This is a genomic window from Tenacibaculum aquimarinum, from assembly GCF_022478115.1.
Lineage (GTDB): Bacteria > Bacteroidota > Bacteroidia > Flavobacteriales > Flavobacteriaceae > Polaribacter > Polaribacter aquimarinum_A.
Genome location: NZ_JAKGSC010000001.1, coordinates 205,551 through 222,061, shown reverse-complemented (window position 1 = coordinate 222,061; position 16,511 = coordinate 205,551). Strand labels below are relative to the sequence as shown.

Annotated in this window: 19 protein-coding genes; 11 read left to right on the top strand and 8 right to left on the bottom strand. The window is 30.4% G+C overall.

The window, feature by feature from the left end:
- The first annotated feature begins 20 nt into the window (after positions 1–20).
- Positions 21–494: a heme-binding domain-containing protein gene (locus L1S33_RS01045; protein ID WP_240551385.1), complete on the top strand. Its 474-nt coding sequence runs from the start codon at positions 21–23 to the stop codon at positions 492–494.
- Positions 495–1,736 carry a glycosyltransferase family 4 protein gene (locus tag L1S33_RS01040; protein ID WP_240560858.1) on the top strand — a complete coding sequence of 414 codons (1,242 nt, stop codon included), beginning with the start codon at positions 495–497 and terminating at the stop codon, positions 1,734–1,736. It begins immediately after the preceding gene.
- On the opposite strand, the gene L1S33_RS01035 is transcribed toward L1S33_RS01040, so the two are convergent.
- The 5 genes from L1S33_RS01035 to L1S33_RS01015 all read right to left on the bottom strand — a co-directional run bounded on the left by L1S33_RS01035 (position 1,726) and on the right by L1S33_RS01015 (position 7,264).
- Positions 1,726–2,937: a carboxypeptidase-like regulatory domain-containing protein gene (locus tag L1S33_RS01035; RefSeq protein WP_240560857.1), complete on the bottom strand. Its 1,212-nt coding sequence runs from the start codon at positions 2,935–2,937 to the stop codon at positions 1,726–1,728. The genes L1S33_RS01040 and L1S33_RS01035 overlap by 11 nt on opposite strands.
- 65 nt (positions 2,938–3,002) lie before the next feature.
- Entirely contained in the window at positions 3,003–5,024 is a 2,022-nt protein-coding gene (locus L1S33_RS01030; RefSeq protein WP_240560856.1) for a M3 family metallopeptidase, read from the bottom strand.
- Positions 5,025–5,077: 53 nt separating this feature from the next.
- Entirely contained in the window at positions 5,078–5,557 is a 480-nt protein-coding gene (purE, locus tag L1S33_RS01025) for a 5-(carboxyamino)imidazole ribonucleotide mutase (protein ID WP_240551389.1), read from the bottom strand.
- Positions 5,558–5,637: 80 nt separating this feature from the next.
- A complete protein-coding gene (locus L1S33_RS01020; RefSeq protein ID WP_240560855.1) occupies positions 5,638–6,795 on the bottom strand; it encodes a 5-(carboxyamino)imidazole ribonucleotide synthase in 1,158 nt (385 codons plus the stop codon).
- Positions 6,796–6,856: 61 nt separating this feature from the next.
- Positions 6,857–7,264 carry a Rieske (2Fe-2S) protein gene (locus L1S33_RS01015; RefSeq protein ID WP_240560854.1) on the bottom strand — a complete coding sequence of 136 codons (408 nt, stop codon included), beginning with the start codon at positions 7,262–7,264 and terminating at the stop codon, positions 6,857–6,859.
- Positions 7,265–7,375: 111 nt separating this feature from the next.
- Between L1S33_RS01015 and greA the strand changes: the two genes are divergently transcribed.
- The 3 genes from greA to L1S33_RS01000 all read left to right on the top strand — a co-directional run bounded on the left by greA (position 7,376) and on the right by L1S33_RS01000 (position 9,231).
- The gene (greA, locus tag L1S33_RS01010; RefSeq protein ID WP_240551392.1) at positions 7,376–7,849 is read left to right on the top strand and encodes a transcription elongation factor GreA; all 474 of its coding nucleotides are present in this window, start codon (positions 7,376–7,378) and stop codon (positions 7,847–7,849) included.
- A 229-nt stretch (positions 7,850–8,078) separates the two neighbouring features.
- Positions 8,079–8,468 carry an HIT family protein gene (locus L1S33_RS01005; protein WP_240560853.1) on the top strand — a complete coding sequence of 130 codons (390 nt, stop codon included), beginning with the start codon at positions 8,079–8,081 and terminating at the stop codon, positions 8,466–8,468.
- 19 nt (positions 8,469–8,487) lie between these two features.
- Entirely contained in the window at positions 8,488–9,231 is a 744-nt protein-coding gene (locus tag L1S33_RS01000; RefSeq protein WP_240551394.1) for a hypothetical protein, read from the top strand.
- Between the two features lie 4 nt (positions 9,232–9,235).
- Here L1S33_RS01000 and L1S33_RS00995 read toward each other — a convergent pair whose 3' ends face one another.
- Positions 9,236–10,387 (bottom strand): sensor histidine kinase, encoded by a 1,152-nt coding sequence (locus tag L1S33_RS00995; protein ID WP_240560852.1) that lies wholly within the window; start codon positions 10,385–10,387, stop codon positions 9,236–9,238.
- A gap of 76 nt (positions 10,388–10,463) precedes the next feature.
- Here L1S33_RS00995 and L1S33_RS00990 point away from each other — a divergent pair, with 76 nt between their 5' ends.
- Both L1S33_RS00990 and L1S33_RS00985 read left to right on the top strand, forming a co-directional pair.
- Positions 10,464–11,324 (top strand): flavin reductase family protein, encoded by an 861-nt coding sequence (locus L1S33_RS00990; protein WP_240551396.1) that lies wholly within the window; start codon positions 10,464–10,466, stop codon positions 11,322–11,324.
- 7 nt (positions 11,325–11,331) lie between these two features.
- A complete protein-coding gene (locus L1S33_RS00985) occupies positions 11,332–11,694 on the top strand; it encodes a DUF3127 domain-containing protein (protein ID WP_240560851.1) in 363 nt (120 codons plus the stop codon).
- A 202-nt stretch (positions 11,695–11,896) separates the two neighbouring features.
- Here L1S33_RS00985 and L1S33_RS00980 read toward each other — a convergent pair whose 3' ends face one another.
- Together L1S33_RS00980 and L1S33_RS00975 are read right to left on the bottom strand one after the other, a co-directional pair.
- Positions 11,897–12,151 carry a DUF1456 family protein gene (locus L1S33_RS00980; RefSeq protein ID WP_240551398.1) on the bottom strand — a complete coding sequence of 85 codons (255 nt, stop codon included), beginning with the start codon at positions 12,149–12,151 and terminating at the stop codon, positions 11,897–11,899.
- A 10-nt stretch (positions 12,152–12,161) separates the two neighbouring features.
- Positions 12,162–12,782 (bottom strand): YqaA family protein, encoded by a 621-nt coding sequence (locus L1S33_RS00975; RefSeq protein ID WP_072555883.1) that lies wholly within the window; start codon positions 12,780–12,782, stop codon positions 12,162–12,164.
- A 131-nt stretch (positions 12,783–12,913) separates the two neighbouring features.
- On the opposite strand from L1S33_RS00975, the gene aat reads away from it, so the two are divergent.
- The 4 genes from aat to queA all read left to right on the top strand — a co-directional run bounded on the left by aat (position 12,914) and on the right by queA (position 16,354).
- Positions 12,914–13,537 carry a leucyl/phenylalanyl-tRNA--protein transferase gene (gene aat, locus L1S33_RS00970; RefSeq protein WP_240560850.1) on the top strand — a complete coding sequence of 208 codons (624 nt, stop codon included), beginning with the start codon at positions 12,914–12,916 and terminating at the stop codon, positions 13,535–13,537.
- 141 nt (positions 13,538–13,678) lie between these two features.
- Positions 13,679–14,005, top strand: coding sequence for a nucleotide pyrophosphohydrolase (locus L1S33_RS00965; protein WP_240551400.1), 327 nt, complete (start codon positions 13,679–13,681; stop codon positions 14,003–14,005).
- Between the two features lies 1 nt (position 14,006).
- Positions 14,007–15,236 carry a 3-phosphoshikimate 1-carboxyvinyltransferase gene (locus tag L1S33_RS00960; RefSeq protein WP_240560849.1) on the top strand — a complete coding sequence of 410 codons (1,230 nt, stop codon included), beginning with the start codon at positions 14,007–14,009 and terminating at the stop codon, positions 15,234–15,236.
- A 68-nt stretch (positions 15,237–15,304) separates the two neighbouring features.
- On the top strand, positions 15,305–16,354 hold the full coding sequence (gene queA / locus L1S33_RS00955) for a tRNA preQ1(34) S-adenosylmethionine ribosyltransferase-isomerase QueA (RefSeq protein WP_240560848.1): 1,050 nt from the start codon (positions 15,305–15,307) through the stop codon (positions 16,352–16,354).
- Positions 16,355–16,511: the final 157 nt, after the last annotated feature.

Below are 16,511 nucleotides of genomic sequence, written 5' to 3'. Positions count from 1 at the left end.
AACATTTTAAAACCTAGCTGATGAAAATTCTTAAAAAAATAGCACTAGTACTACTTATTATTTTATTGATTTCGCAATTTTTTGGACCAGAAAAAAATGAAGGAGATGTAAATGCGGTTTCTGTTTTTATAGCTGAAACGAATCCGCCAGAAAATGTACAGAAAATTTTAAAGGAAAGTTGTTTCGATTGTCATTCAAATACAACCAATTATCCATGGTACAACAATGTTACTCCGGTAAATTATTGGTTAGCAAACCATGTTAAAGATGGTAAAAAGCATTTAAATTTTTCTTCTTGGAATTCGTATTCTTTAAAACGAAAAGAACATAAAATGAAAGAAGTTTGGGAAGAGGTAGAAAAGAAAAAAATGCCTTTAGATTCTTATACTTGGACACATACTGAAGCAAATTTAACACAGGATCAAATTGAAGCTGTTGTTGTTTGGGGAAAGAAAGTTCAGGATGCTTATAAATTACAGTTAGAAACAAAATAATTGAAGAATAGCGTTTTAATAATTGGGTATGTTTGGTTAGAAACAACATCTGCTGCAGGAAGTAGAATGTTGCAATTAATTGAACTTTTTAAAGAGCAAGGTTGGAAAATTACGTTTGTTTCTCCAGCTCAAAAAACGGAAAACTCTATTGATTTAAATTCTTTAAACATTGATGAGGTTTCAATTGAATTAAACAATGCTTCTTTTGATGGTTTTATTCATGAATTGAATCCAACTATTGTGTTATTTGACCGTTTTATGATGGAAGAACAATTTGGTTGGCGAGTTGCCGAAAACTGCCCAAATGCATTACGAATTTTAGATACGGAAGATTTACACTTTCTAAGAAAAACCCGTCATCAACAATTAAAAAAAGGTCAGGAGTTTACAAATGAAGTCTTATTAAAATCAGACGATGCTAAAAGAGAAATTGCGGCTATTTTACGTTGCGATTTGTCGTTAATTATTTCAACTTTCGAAGTAGATTTGTTGAAAGCTGTTTTTAAAATTGATGAAAAATTATTGTGTCATTTGCCTTTTTTATTGAATAAGATTGATGAAAATCAGCAAGAAAAATGGCAGCTTTTTAATGAAAGAGAACACTTTGTTTTTATTGGTAATTTCTTTCACAAACCAAATGTTGATGCCGTTTTAACGTTGAAAAATGAAATTTGGTCAGCAATTAGAAAACAATTACCAAAAGCAGAAATTCACATTTACGGAGCGTATGCAAATCAACAAGTAAATCAACTACATAATAAAAAAGAAGGTTTTTTAATAAAAGGTTTTGCTGAAGATGCTGATGAAGTTGTAAGAAATGCAAAAGTGGTTTTAGCACCAATTAGATTTGGAGCTGGAATTAAAGGAAAATTGACAGAAGCTATGATTTGTGGAACTCCTTCAATTACAACTTCAATAGGAGCAGAAGGAATGCATGATAATTTAGCATGGAATGGTTTTGTAGAAGATAGTTTTACTCAATTTTCAGGAAAAGCAATTCAATTATATACTGATAAAGTTCTTTGGAAAAAATCTCAACAAAAAGGTGTGAAAATAATCAATCAGATTTATGATAAGGAGAAAATTGGTGCGCCTTTTATCAAAATAATTAAAGAGCTTCAAGAGAATTTAGAATCACATAGAACTCAGAATTTTTTAGGTAGTTTATTGCAGCATAAAACAATGCAAGCCACAAAATATATGAGTAAGTGGATAGAAGAGAAGAATAAACCTAGTCTTTAATATAATCTAAAGGCAACATATTTCCAAAAGACTCAAATCCCCAATAACCTTCATTAAATAAAGCATTAGGATTTACAGTAATTCCTGTTCTATCTAAAAAAGCTTTTCCTTGTTGTAAAACTATATTTGAGGTTTGCACACCACTAGCTTTTTTTCTTTTTCCAAACATTCCAATTAAATAATTTTCTTCTTCAATTTCTTTGGTATAAATAACCATTAAATGATTTTCAAAATCCAAAACAGGAATATTGTTTTCAAAAGAAATTATTTCTTCATAAGGAACATTTTGTTTGTATAAATAATCTTGATATTTTGGAAGTCGTGCTTTTTTAACTGTTACTAAAGCGCTATCTAGATGAGTTGTTGGGTTTAATATTGTTTTAGAGAAATTAATATTTCTTCTATTAAGTTTTATAAGTTCTCTAGCTGATTTTATTTTTTCTTCACTTGGCCTTTCTGGATTTAAAACTCGTTTAAATTGATTAACAACAAAGCCATTTTCTTTATACTTGTTATTAATTAAGTCTCTAAAAAAATGCATTTGAGAACCGTTAAAAGCTTCTTGTCTATTGCGTTTCCATTTCTTTTTAACTGATTTTCTTAAGTTTTCATAACGAGCATAGCCACTAAAAAACAATTGGTTTTTTTGTAAAGTATAATCTACCAAATCATACGTAATTAAATAGCCTAAACCAGAATGTTTAATTTTTAACGGTTTTTTTGCAATTGCAGTTAGTGTATTTGTCTTGTAGTTGAATTCAAAATGTAAATCTTTTTCATTTAAAATTTTGCACTCTTGAGATAATTTAGATCTACCTAATAAAGTTTGTTTAAAGCGGTTTAAATTATACTTCCAGTCATCGTCATAAACTGTTTTTTTAATTAGAATTTCATCTAAAACGTTATTATCTTCTTTTAGTTTTATAGTTATCTCTTTTTGTTTTTTTGAAGTGTCTATAGAAAGTTGGTGTGTTTTAAAACCTAAATATGAAACTACTAATGTGTAGTTTCCGTCTTTGATTTTAAAACGGAAAAGACCTTCTTTATTGGTGATTGTACCAATAGTTGTGTTATTGAAGTAAACAGAAGCTCCTTCTAATGTAATGTTTTTCTCTGAAATTATTTTCCCAGAAATTACAGTTTGGGCAAAAGATTGAGAAAAACAAAGAAGAAATATTATATGTAAAAAACGGATATTCATTTTGTGAAAATAAATACAAAATAAGTATCCGAGTGATTTTTAATGTTAAAGAATGTTAACTGTAACTATTTTAAGAGTCCAGCTCGTTTTAACAGCGCATCTGGTTTTGGTTCTTTTCCACGGAAACGTTTATACAATTTCATTGGTTTTTCTGTGCCACCTTTAGAAAGTACATTATCTTTAAATTTAGTTGCTACTTCTTTATTAAAAATTCCTTCTTCTAAGAAATATTCAAAAGCATCTGCATCTAAAACTTCTGCCCATTTATACGAATAATATCCGGCAGAATATCCGCCTTGAAAAATATGAGAAAAAGCTGTGCTCATACAGTTTTCGGCAACATCTGGATATAATTTTGTTTCAGCAAAAGCTTTAGTTTCAAATTCTTTTACCGAATTAATTGTCTGCGGCGACTCGCCACCGTGCCATTGCATGTCTAAAAGTCCAAAACTTAATTGTCTTAATGTTTGCATACCTTCATGAAAACTTGCCGATTCTTTTATTTTCTGCACATATTCCATCGGAATTGTTTCACCAGTTTCATAATGTTTAGCAAATAACTCTAAAGCTTCTTTTTCAAAACACCAATTCTCTAAAACTTGACTTGGTAATTCTACAAAATCCCAAGAAACCGAAGTTCCAGATAAACTATTATAAGTTGTGTTTGCTAGCATTCCGTGTAATGCGTGACCAAATTCATGAAAGAGAGTTGTAACTTCATTAAACGTTAATAAAGACGGTTTTGTTTCGGTTGGTTTGGTAAAATTACAAACAATAGAAACTTGTGGTCTTTCGTTAATTCCGTTTTTAATTTGTTGCGATTTGTAACTTGTCATCCATGCGCCATTTCTTTTCCCTTTTCTTGGATGAAAATCAGCATAAAAATGCGATACAAAATTTCCTTTTGTATCTGTTACAGAATATGTTTTTACGTCTTCGTGATATTTATCAATTGAGTCAATTTCTTCAAACTGTAAATCGAATAATTTATTGGCAATTTCAAAAACACCATTAATTACATTTTCTAATTTAAAATAAGGCTTCAGTAATTCTTGATCTAAAGAAAACAATTCCTTCTTTAATTTTTCTGAATAATAACTACCATCCCATTTTTGAAGTTTGTCTATTCCATCTAATTTTTTAGCGTAGTTTTCTAAATTGGTAAACTCACGTTGCGCAGCAGGTTTTGCTTTTGCAAGTAAATCATTTGAAAAAGAAATTACATTCTCAGGAGTTTCTGCCATTCGTTCTTCTAAAACAAAATGTGCGTGTGTTTTATAACCTAAAATATTGGCTCTTTTATGACGAAGATTTACAATATCTAAAACAATCTGTTCATTGTTAAAATCGTTTTGTTGAAACCCTTTTTTACCAGCAGCAATTGCTAACTTTTTACGCAACTCCCTATTGTCTGCATAAGTCATAAAAGGAATATAGCTTGGGTAATCTAAGGTGAAAATCCAGCCGTCTTTCTCTTTAGATTTTGCAACTTCTTTTGCAGCTTCTTTTACACTTTCAGGTAAGCCAGATAAATCTTTTTCATCTGTTAAATGCATTTCAAAAGCATTGGTTTCTGCTAAAATATTCTCACCAAATTTTAAAGATAATTTAGATAACTCAGCATCAACCTTACGTAATTCAGCTTTATCAGTTTCATTTAAATTTGCCCCATTTCTTGCAAAACTTTTGTATTGCTTTTCTAACAACATTTGCTGTTCAGGAGTTAAATCTAAACTTTCTTTAGCATCAAAAACATGTTTTACTCTTTTAAACAAGTCTTCATTTAAAGTGATGTCATTTCCAAACTCACTTAACCAAGGAGAAACTTCTTGTGCTATTTTCTGAATTTCTTCGTTAGTTTCCGCAGAATTTAAGTTGAAGAAAATAGATGTTATTCTATTCAGTTTTTCACCTGTAAAATCTAGTGCAACTGTTGTATTTTCAAAAGTTGGAGCATCAGCATTATTTATTAGTACATCAATTTCTGCTTTAGCAATTTCAATCCCTTTTTTAATTGCGGGTTTGTAATCTGCATTAGAAATTTTAGAAAACGGAGCTGTATTAAAATCTTGTAAAAGTGGATTCATTTAAAATAAATGTGTAATTGTTTATTTGTTTAAAAGTGTAATCGTTGAAAAATCTATTTTCTTACGCGTTCAGAAGCTTTTTCAACCTTCACTTTTAATTCTTCTTTGTAAGCAATAATTTTATCTAGTACATTTTTATCTGAAGCTCCAATAATTTGAGCAGCTAAAATACCTGCATTTTTTGCGCCATCTAAAGCAACGGTTGCTACAGGAACACCGCCAGGCATTTGTAAAATTGACAAAACAGAATCCCAACCATCAATAGAATTTCTACTTTTTACAGGAACTCCAATTATTGGTAACGGACTCATGCTTGCTACCATTCCTGGTAAATGCGCTGCGCCACCTGCACCAGCAATAATAACTTTAATTCCGCGTGTATGTGCATTTTTAGAATACTCAACTAATTTTTCTGGAGTTCTGTGAGCAGAAACAATATCTACTTCAATTTTAATGTCAAAACTCTCTAAAATATCTATTGCTTCTTGCATTATTGGAAGATCAGAATCGCTTCCCATTATAATTCCTACCATAATTATATTTTTATTCTGAACTTGTTTCAGAATTTGTTTATTATTTTAAGAAGCTGAATCAAGTTCAGCTTTTCGAGTAATTACTTCGTAATTACTCTAATTGTTTCTTTTACTTGCTGTGCTATTTTTCTAGCTTCATCTATATCTTCATTTACAATAGTTACATGTCCCATTTTTCTAAAAGGACGTGTTTCTTTTTTACCGTAAATGTGTGGCGTAACGCCTTCAATTTTTAAAATTTCTTCAATATTTTCATAGATAACTTCACCAGAGAAACCTTCTTCTCCTACTAAGTTTACCATAATTCCGGCAACTTTATTGTCAGTATTTCCTAACGGAAGATTTAAAATGCTACGTAAATGTTGTTCAAACTGATTTGTATAACTAGCCTCTATTGAATAATGTCCAGAATTATGTGGTCTTGGTGCAACTTCATTTACTAAGATTTCGTCGTTTTTAGTTTGAAACATTTCAACAGCTAATAAGCCAACAAAATCTAAATCACTAACTACTTTTAAAGCTAATTCTCTTGCGTTTTCAGCTACTTGACTATCTATTCTTGCAGGACAAATTACATATTCTACCTGATTTGCTTCTGGATGAAATTCCATCTCAACAACAGGATATGTTTTAACTTCTCCGCTTGCATTTCTTGCAACAATTACAGCCAATTCATTTTTAAACGGAATTAACTTTTCAGTAATACATTCTACTAGCGGTAAGCTTTCTAAATCTGCTATATTTCTAACAATCTTTACACCATTTCCGTCGTAACCAAAACGAGCAGCTTTCCAAACAAAAGGAAATTCAACAATATCATTTTCTACGGCATGTTTTAATTCTTCTAAATATGCATAATGAGAAAACGCAGCAGTTGGTATTTGATGATCTACATAAAAATTCTTCTGCCTAGCTTTACTTTGAATAATACGTAAATCTTTAGGTTTCGGGAAGATGGTTAATCCTTCATCTTCTAATTTATCTAAGGCATCTAAATTTACATTTTCAATTTCTATGGTTAAAACATCTACTGTTTTTCCGAAGTTATAAACCGCATCAAAATCTAATAAATCGCCAAGATGGAATTCGTTACAAATTTGTGCACAAGGTGCGTTTTTGTTACTATCTAAAATACTAGTGTAAATATCTAGTTTTTGGGTTTCGGTAAGTAGCATTCTACCTAATTGACCGCCGCCTAAAATTCCTAGTTTAAAATCGGAAGAGAAATAATTTTTCAAAAGTGTTATTGTTGAGTTGTGTACACAAAAATAACAATCTAAAAGTAGAAATTAGATAAAATTAACGAGTAATTTGTAAAGTGTTATTACCAACATTAAAGATACTGTATTCAAGCGCAAAACAACCTTCTCCATTAATTGGTGAACCGTCTAAAGTACTATATTCTTTATCAGAACAAGGGCATTTTAATTTTAACCCATCAAAAGTCATTGCTGTAGTGCAATCATTTTCTGGGCATTTTAAATCAAAAGCTTTATAAGCAGTATTAGTTCTACGGATAATTATTAAATTTCTTGCAGCAACGCTAGTAATAGAACTTCCGCCAGGAACTTGTATATCTATATATTGCGCATTATTAAGATCAATAGTTTCGTTAAAAGAAAAATTAGAGAAACAATTATTATTTATAGCATCGCTACTGCAACCTAAAAAAGTAATAAAAACAAGTAGTAATAATAAATTTTTCATCTTAAAAAAGGGCTTTGTATTTAGGTAAACGAGTGCAATTTACAAATATTTTGTACATTTGTAATCTAATCTCATTCCTATTGGTGTGAGATTTTTTAAATTATTAGAAAGATGAGTGAAATATCATATTATTCGGCAGAAGGTCTTAAGAACCTAAAAGACGAATTAGTTCAGTTAGAACAAGTAGAAAGACCGAGAGTAACGCAAGAAATTGCAGACGCAAGAGATAAAGGAGATTTAAGTGAAAATGCAGAATATCATGCAGCAAAAGAAGAACAATCTCACTTAGAATTTAAGATTGCAAAATTAAAAAACGTCATTTCAAATGCGCGTATTATAGACGAATCTCAATTAGACACTTCTAAAGTGTTAATACATTCAATAATAAAAATTAAGAACACTGTAAATAACATGGAGTTCAGTTATACGCTAGTTGCCGATTCAGAAACCGATGTTAGAAACGGAAAATTATCTGTAAACTCGCCAATTGGTAAAGGTTTATTAGGTAAAGAAGTTGGAGATATTGCAGAAATTCAGGTTCCAAACGGAATTATGAAGTTCGAAATTATGGAAATTTCTAGATAATTTTTTTAGAAGCTATTTCCTGCTTTCCGTTATATCTTTTTTTGAAAAAAACAAAAAAAGGATGCCACTTCAATCAGGGCTAAGCTACTTTATAAACTCTAGTGTTTATTCAAAAAGCATAGTTTTTTTAAGAGAATAAATTATAAATTCGGGTTTTGGCTTTGCCAAAACCCGAATTCTTTTTTTACCTTTACTATCAACACACAAATCAAAATTTAGAACTTAAGATATGAGCATTTTTACAAAAATAATAAACGGAGAAATTCCATCTTATAAAATAGCAGAAGACGATACTTATTTTGCTTTTTTAGATATAAATCCAAATGCAAAAGGACACACGTTAGTAGTTCCAAAACGAGAAGAAAATAAATTATTCGACCTTTCAAAAGACGAATATTTAGGTTTAATGGATTTCTCGTACAGAGTTGCAAAAGCCATTGAAAAAACAATACCGTGTAAACGAGTTGGTATGAGTGTAATTGGTTTAGAAGTTCCGCATGTTCATGTACATTTAATTCCGTTAAACGCAATGGCAGATATTCAGTTTAGTAAAAAAGAGCAATTAACAAATGAAGAGTTTGTTGCTTTGGCTGAAGGAATTTCTGGTAATTTTAAATAATTGTCATTCAGAGGGAAGCATGACCGAAGAATCTCAAAATAAAAAAGAGATGAGTTTAATACGAATGAAACATATAAACTACATTTTAATATTTCTGCTTTTAGTTGGTTGTTCATCAGCAAAAAATCTAACAGAAAATAACTCTAAACCAACAAAGTTTGTTTTCAAAAAATCTATTATTTCTTATCAAAACGGAATATTAGATTTGCAATCAAAAACTGATTCTCTAATTCATGTCACTTATAATCCGAAAGGAAAAGATTCTTTGATAAATAAAAAACTCAAAGAAATGGAGGTCATCAATTCACTTGCTCAATCACCAGAAACAGAAATTTATGTTGAAGTAGAAAATGATTCTATTTGGCGATCTACTAAATTAGATGGCAAAATGATTGGTGATTATTTTATGATTCAAAAAAATAGTGGAATTTTAAACTATTATGACAAATCTAAATCAGTGAATTACAGAAAATATGATCTTTTTTCTCAAAACTACGAATATCAAATTACGGAAAACAAAAAGGACAGAAAAGAAATAAATGGTTTTGATTGTTTCAAATTAAAGTTGGTAAAAATCGATAAAGAAAGTGATTTAGGAGATACGATTTATGAAATGTATGTAACTGAACAAATTGATTTGCCAATACATTCAGTAATAAATTTAACTAAACTTGTTCCGAATACTTTTCCAATGGAAATAAAAGTTTCCGAAGAAAAACTTTCTGGAATGGCTGAATTATATGAATTAATCAGAATTGAATAATGTACTAAACTTTATCCAACAAAACCTCAAAAGTAGTTCCTTTTCCAATTTCCGATTTTTTAACAACTATTTTTCCTTTGTGGTAATCGTTAATAATACGTTTAGAAAGCGATAAACCTAAACCCCAACCACGTTTTTTGGTAGTAAAACCAGGTTTAAAAATCTGTTTTTGTTGCGATTTCAGAATTCCTTTTCCAGTATCAGAAACTAAGATTTTCACATGTTTTGTAGTTGCTGAAATTTGCACACTTAATGAGCCTTTACCTAACATTGCATCAATAGCATTTTTAATCAAATTTTCTATAACCCAACTATATAATTCAGAATTTAAGTTGGCAAAAATTTCTTCCTGCGGAGCAGAAAAAGAAAACGTAATTTGTTTAGAACTTCTAGATTTTAAATAGTTGTAAGACGTTTCTGTTTCGGTAACAATGTTTGTTTTTTTCAATTCTGGTAACGAACCAATTTTAGAAAAACGATTAGCAATTGTGTTTAATCTATGTACATCTTTTTCTATTTCATCTACATATTTATCGTCTATATTTTCCATTTTTAAAATGGCAATCCAACCTAAAAGAGAAGAAAGCGGCGTACCAATTTGATGCGCTGTTTCCTTTGCCATTCCTGTCCAAAGTTTATTTTGTTCCGCAATTTTGTTCGAATTAAAAAACAAGTAAATAACCGATAAAAACAAGATTAAAATTAGAATTAATGCTAGTGGATAATAGGTAAGTTTGTTTAGTAAATCGGAATTTCTATAGTAGATTAGTTTTTTGTTTTCACCTTTGTAGCTAATTTCAATAGGTTCATTTTCAGACTTCATTTTTGCCAATTGTAGTGCTACGTATTCAGGATTTAAAGATTTTATAGCATCTAAATTCTGAAACGATTCTATTTTACCATTTTCATCAACAAGAATTAAAGGAATGTTATTGCTACTTTCAATAACTTTTAGCGGTAAATCTACATTTGCATTTAAGTCAGTATTTGTTGCAAGTTCTTTTTGTGCTGTAGCTAAAATTTCCATTTTAACGCGTTCTTCATCCTTAAATTTCTGGAAGAAAACATAGGTGTTCCAAAGAATTAAGGAAACAATAATAAACGATATTAAGATGGCAAATCGTTTAAACCATAATGTGTTTTTAAAAAGGCTCATTGGTCAAATATAAAGCATTCTCAAAACATAACTTATATTATAAATAGATAGTATATTTACAGTAAAATTTTTATTGATGCTTACAATAGACCCAAAAGAAATACCAACTGGTAAATTACACGGTTATTTATTAGGTGCAATAGCACCAAGACCAATTGCATTTGCAAGTACAATTGATGCTGACGGAAATCCGAATTTATCGCCGTTTAGCTTCTTTAATGTGTTTGGTGCAAATCCGCCAATGCTAATTTTTTCTCCAGCAAGAAGTGTGCGAAATAACACAACAAAACACACCTTAGATAATGCAGAAATTACAAAGGAAGTTGTAATAAACGTAGTGAATTACAATATTGTTCAGCAAATGTCTTTAAGTAGCACAATGTATGCAAAAGGCGTAAACGAGTTTGAAAAAGCGGGATTAACAATGTTAAAATCCGACCTTGTAAAACCGTTTAGAGTTGCAGAATCTCCAGTGCAACTTGAGTGTAAAGTAACCGATATTATTTATACAGGAACAGAAGGTGGAGCAGGAAATTTAATTGTGTGTGAAGTTGTAAAACTACATATAAATGAAGACGTTTTAGCGGAAGACGGAAGCATAGATCAACATAAAATAGATTTAGTTGCAAGAGCTGGCGGAAGTTATTATTCTAGAGCTCGCGATGGTTTTTTTGAAATACCAAAACCAATTTCTACCTTAGGAATTGGTGTAGATCAAATTCCATCATCAATAAGAAATAGCAATATTTTAACAGGTAACAATTTAGGAATGTTGGGTAATGTAGAAAAATTACCAAACACAGCAGATGTTGATAACTTTGCAAAAGAACATCCTCAGTTTTTAAACATTTCTGAAGAAAAAAATCATATTTTTGCTCAAGAATTTTTAACAAAAAACGATGTGGATAGCGCTTGGAAAGTGCTCTTAATTAAATAGATAGAAAATGGAAGTAATAGGAAAAATCAAATTAGTAGGAGAAACTCAAACTTTTGGAAGTAACGGATTTAGAAAACGTGAAGTTGTTGTAACAACAGACGAACAATATCCACAAATGATAATGATTGAGTTTGTACAAGATAAATGTGATTTATTAAATAGCTATAAAGTTGGTCAAGATGTAAAAGTATCTATTAATTTACGTGGACGTGAGTGGATTAATCCAGAAGGAGTTGCAAAATACTTTAACTCTGTACAAGGTTGGAGAATTGAAGGTCTTTCTCAAGCAGCAGCTAGCACACCACCAGCTGAGCAATTTGCTCCAGCACCAGATTTAACAGCTAACGAACCAGATGATTTACCTTTCTAGAAATTTAGAAAGCTAGATTCTTAGATAATTAGAATAAAAAAAGACCGCAAATTGCGGTCTTTTTTTATGTGTCAAACTCTAGTGATTTTATTGTCCAGAATTTTTTTTGAAGCTATTTCCAGCTTTCAGTACTCGCTTTTTTTCATTCTTCAAAAAGAGCTCAAACAACCACTTCAATCTGGGCTAAGCTAATTAATGAAGTTTAGTCTTGTTTCTTTTTTTCTCCTTTTTTTGGCATTGGTCCACGAAGGTGAATAATTAATCCGTTTAAGAAATTACGCAAAAACTGATCTCCACATTCCATATATTTAGGATGCTCTTCATTTCTAAAGATTGCACCTAATTCACCTTTAGTAACCTTAAAATCTACCAAAGCACAAATTTCAATAATATCTGTGTCACGTAGTTTATTGGCGACTCTTAATTTTTTAAAAATATCATTATTTGTTAATCCCATAATTGTAAAATTAGTTAACTACATTAAAAATTAGTGAAGCATAAAAAGCAAAACGTAAAAAACGAAATAATCCAAAAAGAACAACTCGTTTAAACGGATATTTTATCATACCAGCGGTTAAACAACTAATAGCAAAAGGAAGTGGCAATAAAGCTCCTGCAATAATTAACAAGCTTCCCCATTTGCTAGTGTTTTTTAGATTGTCGGCCATTTTTACTTCTAAGTATTCTTTAACCGATTTTATTTTTAAAGACATTCTTCCTAAAAAATAAGCAGTTAAACCACCTAAATAAGACAAAGTAGCTAAAATAGACAAGTTTAAAATTGGACTTGCAGTTTTCTTAGACCAAGCTATAAAAATTTCAGGTGGAATTAATCCAAGTATCGTTTCAGAAATATAAAAAGTAACTAAAACTCCAATTCTAGAAAAAGTTTCAGTAATTGTTTGTAAACCATCGTTAATATTATAAACATACTTGTTAAATAAAATTAAGCCAACAACAGCTGCAACAATAGGCCAAAAAGCTTTTTTTAAACTTTCCCAAAGAAACATGTAAAACCCTGTACGCTGATAGTAGTTGTGTATCAGTTTCGCTTTTTGCTTAGCAGATTTTTGTTTCTTTTTAGCCATTTAATCTTCGTTCCTTTTTTCAGAATAGCAAAAGTACGCACATTTTAATAATTTCATAGTTAAGATTTTTCTATTTTTGAATTAAATTTAAGTAAAACGTTTATCAACCTAAAAAAAACAATCATTTATTAATGATTTGGCTCAGTGAAAAATTAGAATTCCCATCACATAAAACCGCTACAAAAGATGGTGTTTTAGCATTAGGAGGTGATTTATCTATTGAAAGATTAAAGTTAGCATATAGCAACGGAATTTTTCCATGGTACTCAGAAGGAGAACCAATTGTTTGGTATACGCCACCAGAAAGAATGTTATTGTTTCCTGAGGATTTAAAAGTGTCTAAGTCGATGCAGAAAATCATCAAAAAAAATGATTTTATAATTACAGAAAACACAGCTTTTGAAGAAGTTATTTTTAATTGTAAAACCATTAATAGAAAAGATGAGTTTGGTACTTGGATTACTGATGACATGCAGCAAGCTTACATTAATCTACATAAAAACGGATTTGCAAAATCTATTGAAGTTTGGGAAAATAATGAGTTGGTTGGAGGTTTATACGGAGTAGATTTAGGAAACGGAGTTTTTTGCGGAGAAAGTATGTTTAGCAAAGTATCTAATGTTTCTAAATTAGCTTTTATTCATCTAGTAAATAATTGCGGATATAAGTTTATAGACTGTCAAGTTTATAATGATCATTTAGCAAGTTTAGGTGCTAAAGAAATTAGCAGAGAAGAGTTTTTAAGGTTGCTTTAAAATATTTTATGTTTTAAAAATTAATAATAATCTAATTTATTGAATCTGAACTTACCAAAAACACGTTTATAAACAAACCAAATTATATTAGAAAATGTATATTTGAATCTTTATTTTTTTCAACCATTTAAAAAAGAAAAAATGAACATAGAAAACGCACAGCAACAGGTAGACGATTGGATTAAAAATCACGGAGTTCGTTATTTTAATGAACTTACAAACATGGCGCAATTAACGGAGGAAGTCGGTGAAGTTGCTCGTATTATTGCACGTCGTTATGGAGAACAAAGCGAAAAGGAATCTGATAAAAATAAAGATTTAGGAGAAGAGTTGGCAGATGTTATGTTTGTAGTTTTATGTTTAGCAAACCAAACAGGTATTAATTTACAAGATGCTTTTGAAAAAAAGTTAGATATTAAAACAAAAAGAGATCACGATCGTCATCATAATAATGAAAAATTAAAATAAATTGGATTTACATTTAAGCTCAAACAAACAAGAATTAAAAGAAGAAATCATTATTTCGGGTTCTAAAAGTGAATCTAATAGATTGTTAATTCTTCAGAATTTGTTTCCGGAAGTAAGCATAGAAAACTTGTCCGATTCAGACGATTCTGTGCACATGCAACACGCACTTTCTACAGATGAAGAAACGGTAGATATTGGTCATGCAGGAACAGCAATGCGTTTTTTAACATCGTATTTTGCAGTAAAAGAAGGTAGAGAAGTTGTACTTACAGGTTCAGAAAGAATGCAAAATAGACCTATAGAAATATTGGTAAATGCGTTAAAAGATTTAGGAGCAGAAATTACCTATGAAGATAAAGTTGGTTATCCGCCAATTAGAATTAAAGGAAGAAAAATCACTACAAATAAAGTGCAGATAAATGGAAATGTAAGTAGCCAATACATTTCTTCATTATTATTAATTGCTGCTAAGTTAAAAAGTGGCTTAGAAATAGAACTTATTGGTAAAATTACGTCTGTTCCATATATAAACATGACACTTAGTTTGTTAAATCAACTAGGAATTGAAACTAGTTTTCAAGAAAATATTATAAAAGTTCTTCCAAAGGAATCAATAGAAAAACAAACTGTAGTTGTTGAGTCAGATTGGTCTTCTGCAAGTTATTTTTATTCAATAATTGCATTGGCAAAAATTGGTTCAGAAATAAAATTATCAGCTTATAAAAAAGATAGTTTACAAGGAGATTCTTGTTTGGCAGAAATCTACCAACATTTTGGAGTAGAAACAGTTTTTGGAGAAAATTTCATCAACCTTAAAAAAGTAAAAAATACTCAAAAACAAGTGTTGGAAATCAACTTAAAAAACGCGCCAGATATTGCACAAACAATTGCTGTAACTTGTTTTGCAGAAAATATAGCGTGTAATTTAACAGGTTTGCATACACTTAAAATAAAAGAAACTGATAGGTTAGAAGCACTTAAAGAAGAGCTTACAAAATTAGGCGCAACAATTTCGGTAACAAATGAAAGTTTGCATTTAGAAGCAAGTTCAGAAATTAAAGAAAATGTAGCAATAAAAACCTATAACGATCATAGAATGGCAATGGCATTTGCGCCGCTTGCGTTTAGAACTTCAATCAAAATTTTAAATGCAGAAGTAGTTTCAAAATCGTTTCAAAGTTTCTGGAAAGACATGCAACAAGTTGGTATTCAAACTCAAGAAATAAAATAAACGTCAAAACACTTGACAACGCCTATTCCGATATCGTATATTTGTCGACCTTATAAGAAAACGCATATATGAAATTATCACACTTTGGATTTGAATTGCCAGAAGAATTATTAGCAGAATATCCTACTGAACATAGAGATGAGTCTCGTTTAATGGTATTACACCGCGACACGCAAAAAATTGAACACAAACTTTTTAAAGATGTAATCGATTATTTTGACGAAGGTGATATTATGATGCTAAACAACACTAAGGTTTTTCCTGCGCGTATGTTTGGTAATAAAGAAAAAACAGGTGCTCGTATAGAGGTTTTCTTATTAAGAGAATTAAATGCAGAGAACAGATTGTGGGATGTTTTAGTAGATCCAGCACGTAAAATTAGAATTGGAAACAAATTATTTTTTGGAGAAGATGATAGTTTAGTAGCAGAAGTTATAGACAACACAACATCTCGTGGTAGAACTTTACGTTTCTTATACGATGGAGATTATGATGAGTTTAGAGTAAAGTTACAAGAGTTAGGGCAAACTCCACTTCCAAAAACTATAAACAGAGAATTAGAGCCAGAAGACGAAGAACGTTACCAAACAATATTTGCAAAGCATGAAGGAGCTGTAGCAGCACCAACTGCTGGTTTACACTTTTCTAAACACTTAATGAAGCGTTTAGAAATTAAAGGAGTAGACTTTGCTGAGTTAACATTACACGTTGGTTTAGGAACTTTTAACTCTGTAGAAGTAGAAGATTTATCAAAGCACAAAATGGATTCTGAGAAAATTATAATTCCAGAAAAAACAAGTAAAATGGTAAACAGCGCATTAAAAACCAAAAAGCGTATTTGTGCTGTTGGTACAACAGTTATGCGTACTGTAGAATCTTCAGTTTCGTCTAGTGGAGAACTAAATGCTTTTGAAGGTTGGACAAATAAATTCATTTTTCCACCACACGATTTTAGTATCGCAAATAGTATGATAACAAACTTACACACACCAAAATCTACCTTATTAATGCAAGCAGCAGCTTTTGGAGGTTACGATTTTGTAATGGAAGCTTACCAAGTAGCCATAAAAGAAAAGTACAGATTTTCTACTTACGGAGACGCAATGTTAATTATATAACAAGCATACAACATATATTTTTAAAAAACTGATAGCGCAAGTTATCAGTTTTTTCTTCTTTTGGGCGTTACCTTTCAGGTCGCGCTTTCCGTTATATCTTTTTCAAAAAAAGAAAAAGGATGCCACTTCAATCGCTAACGCGGGCGTACTTATAAAA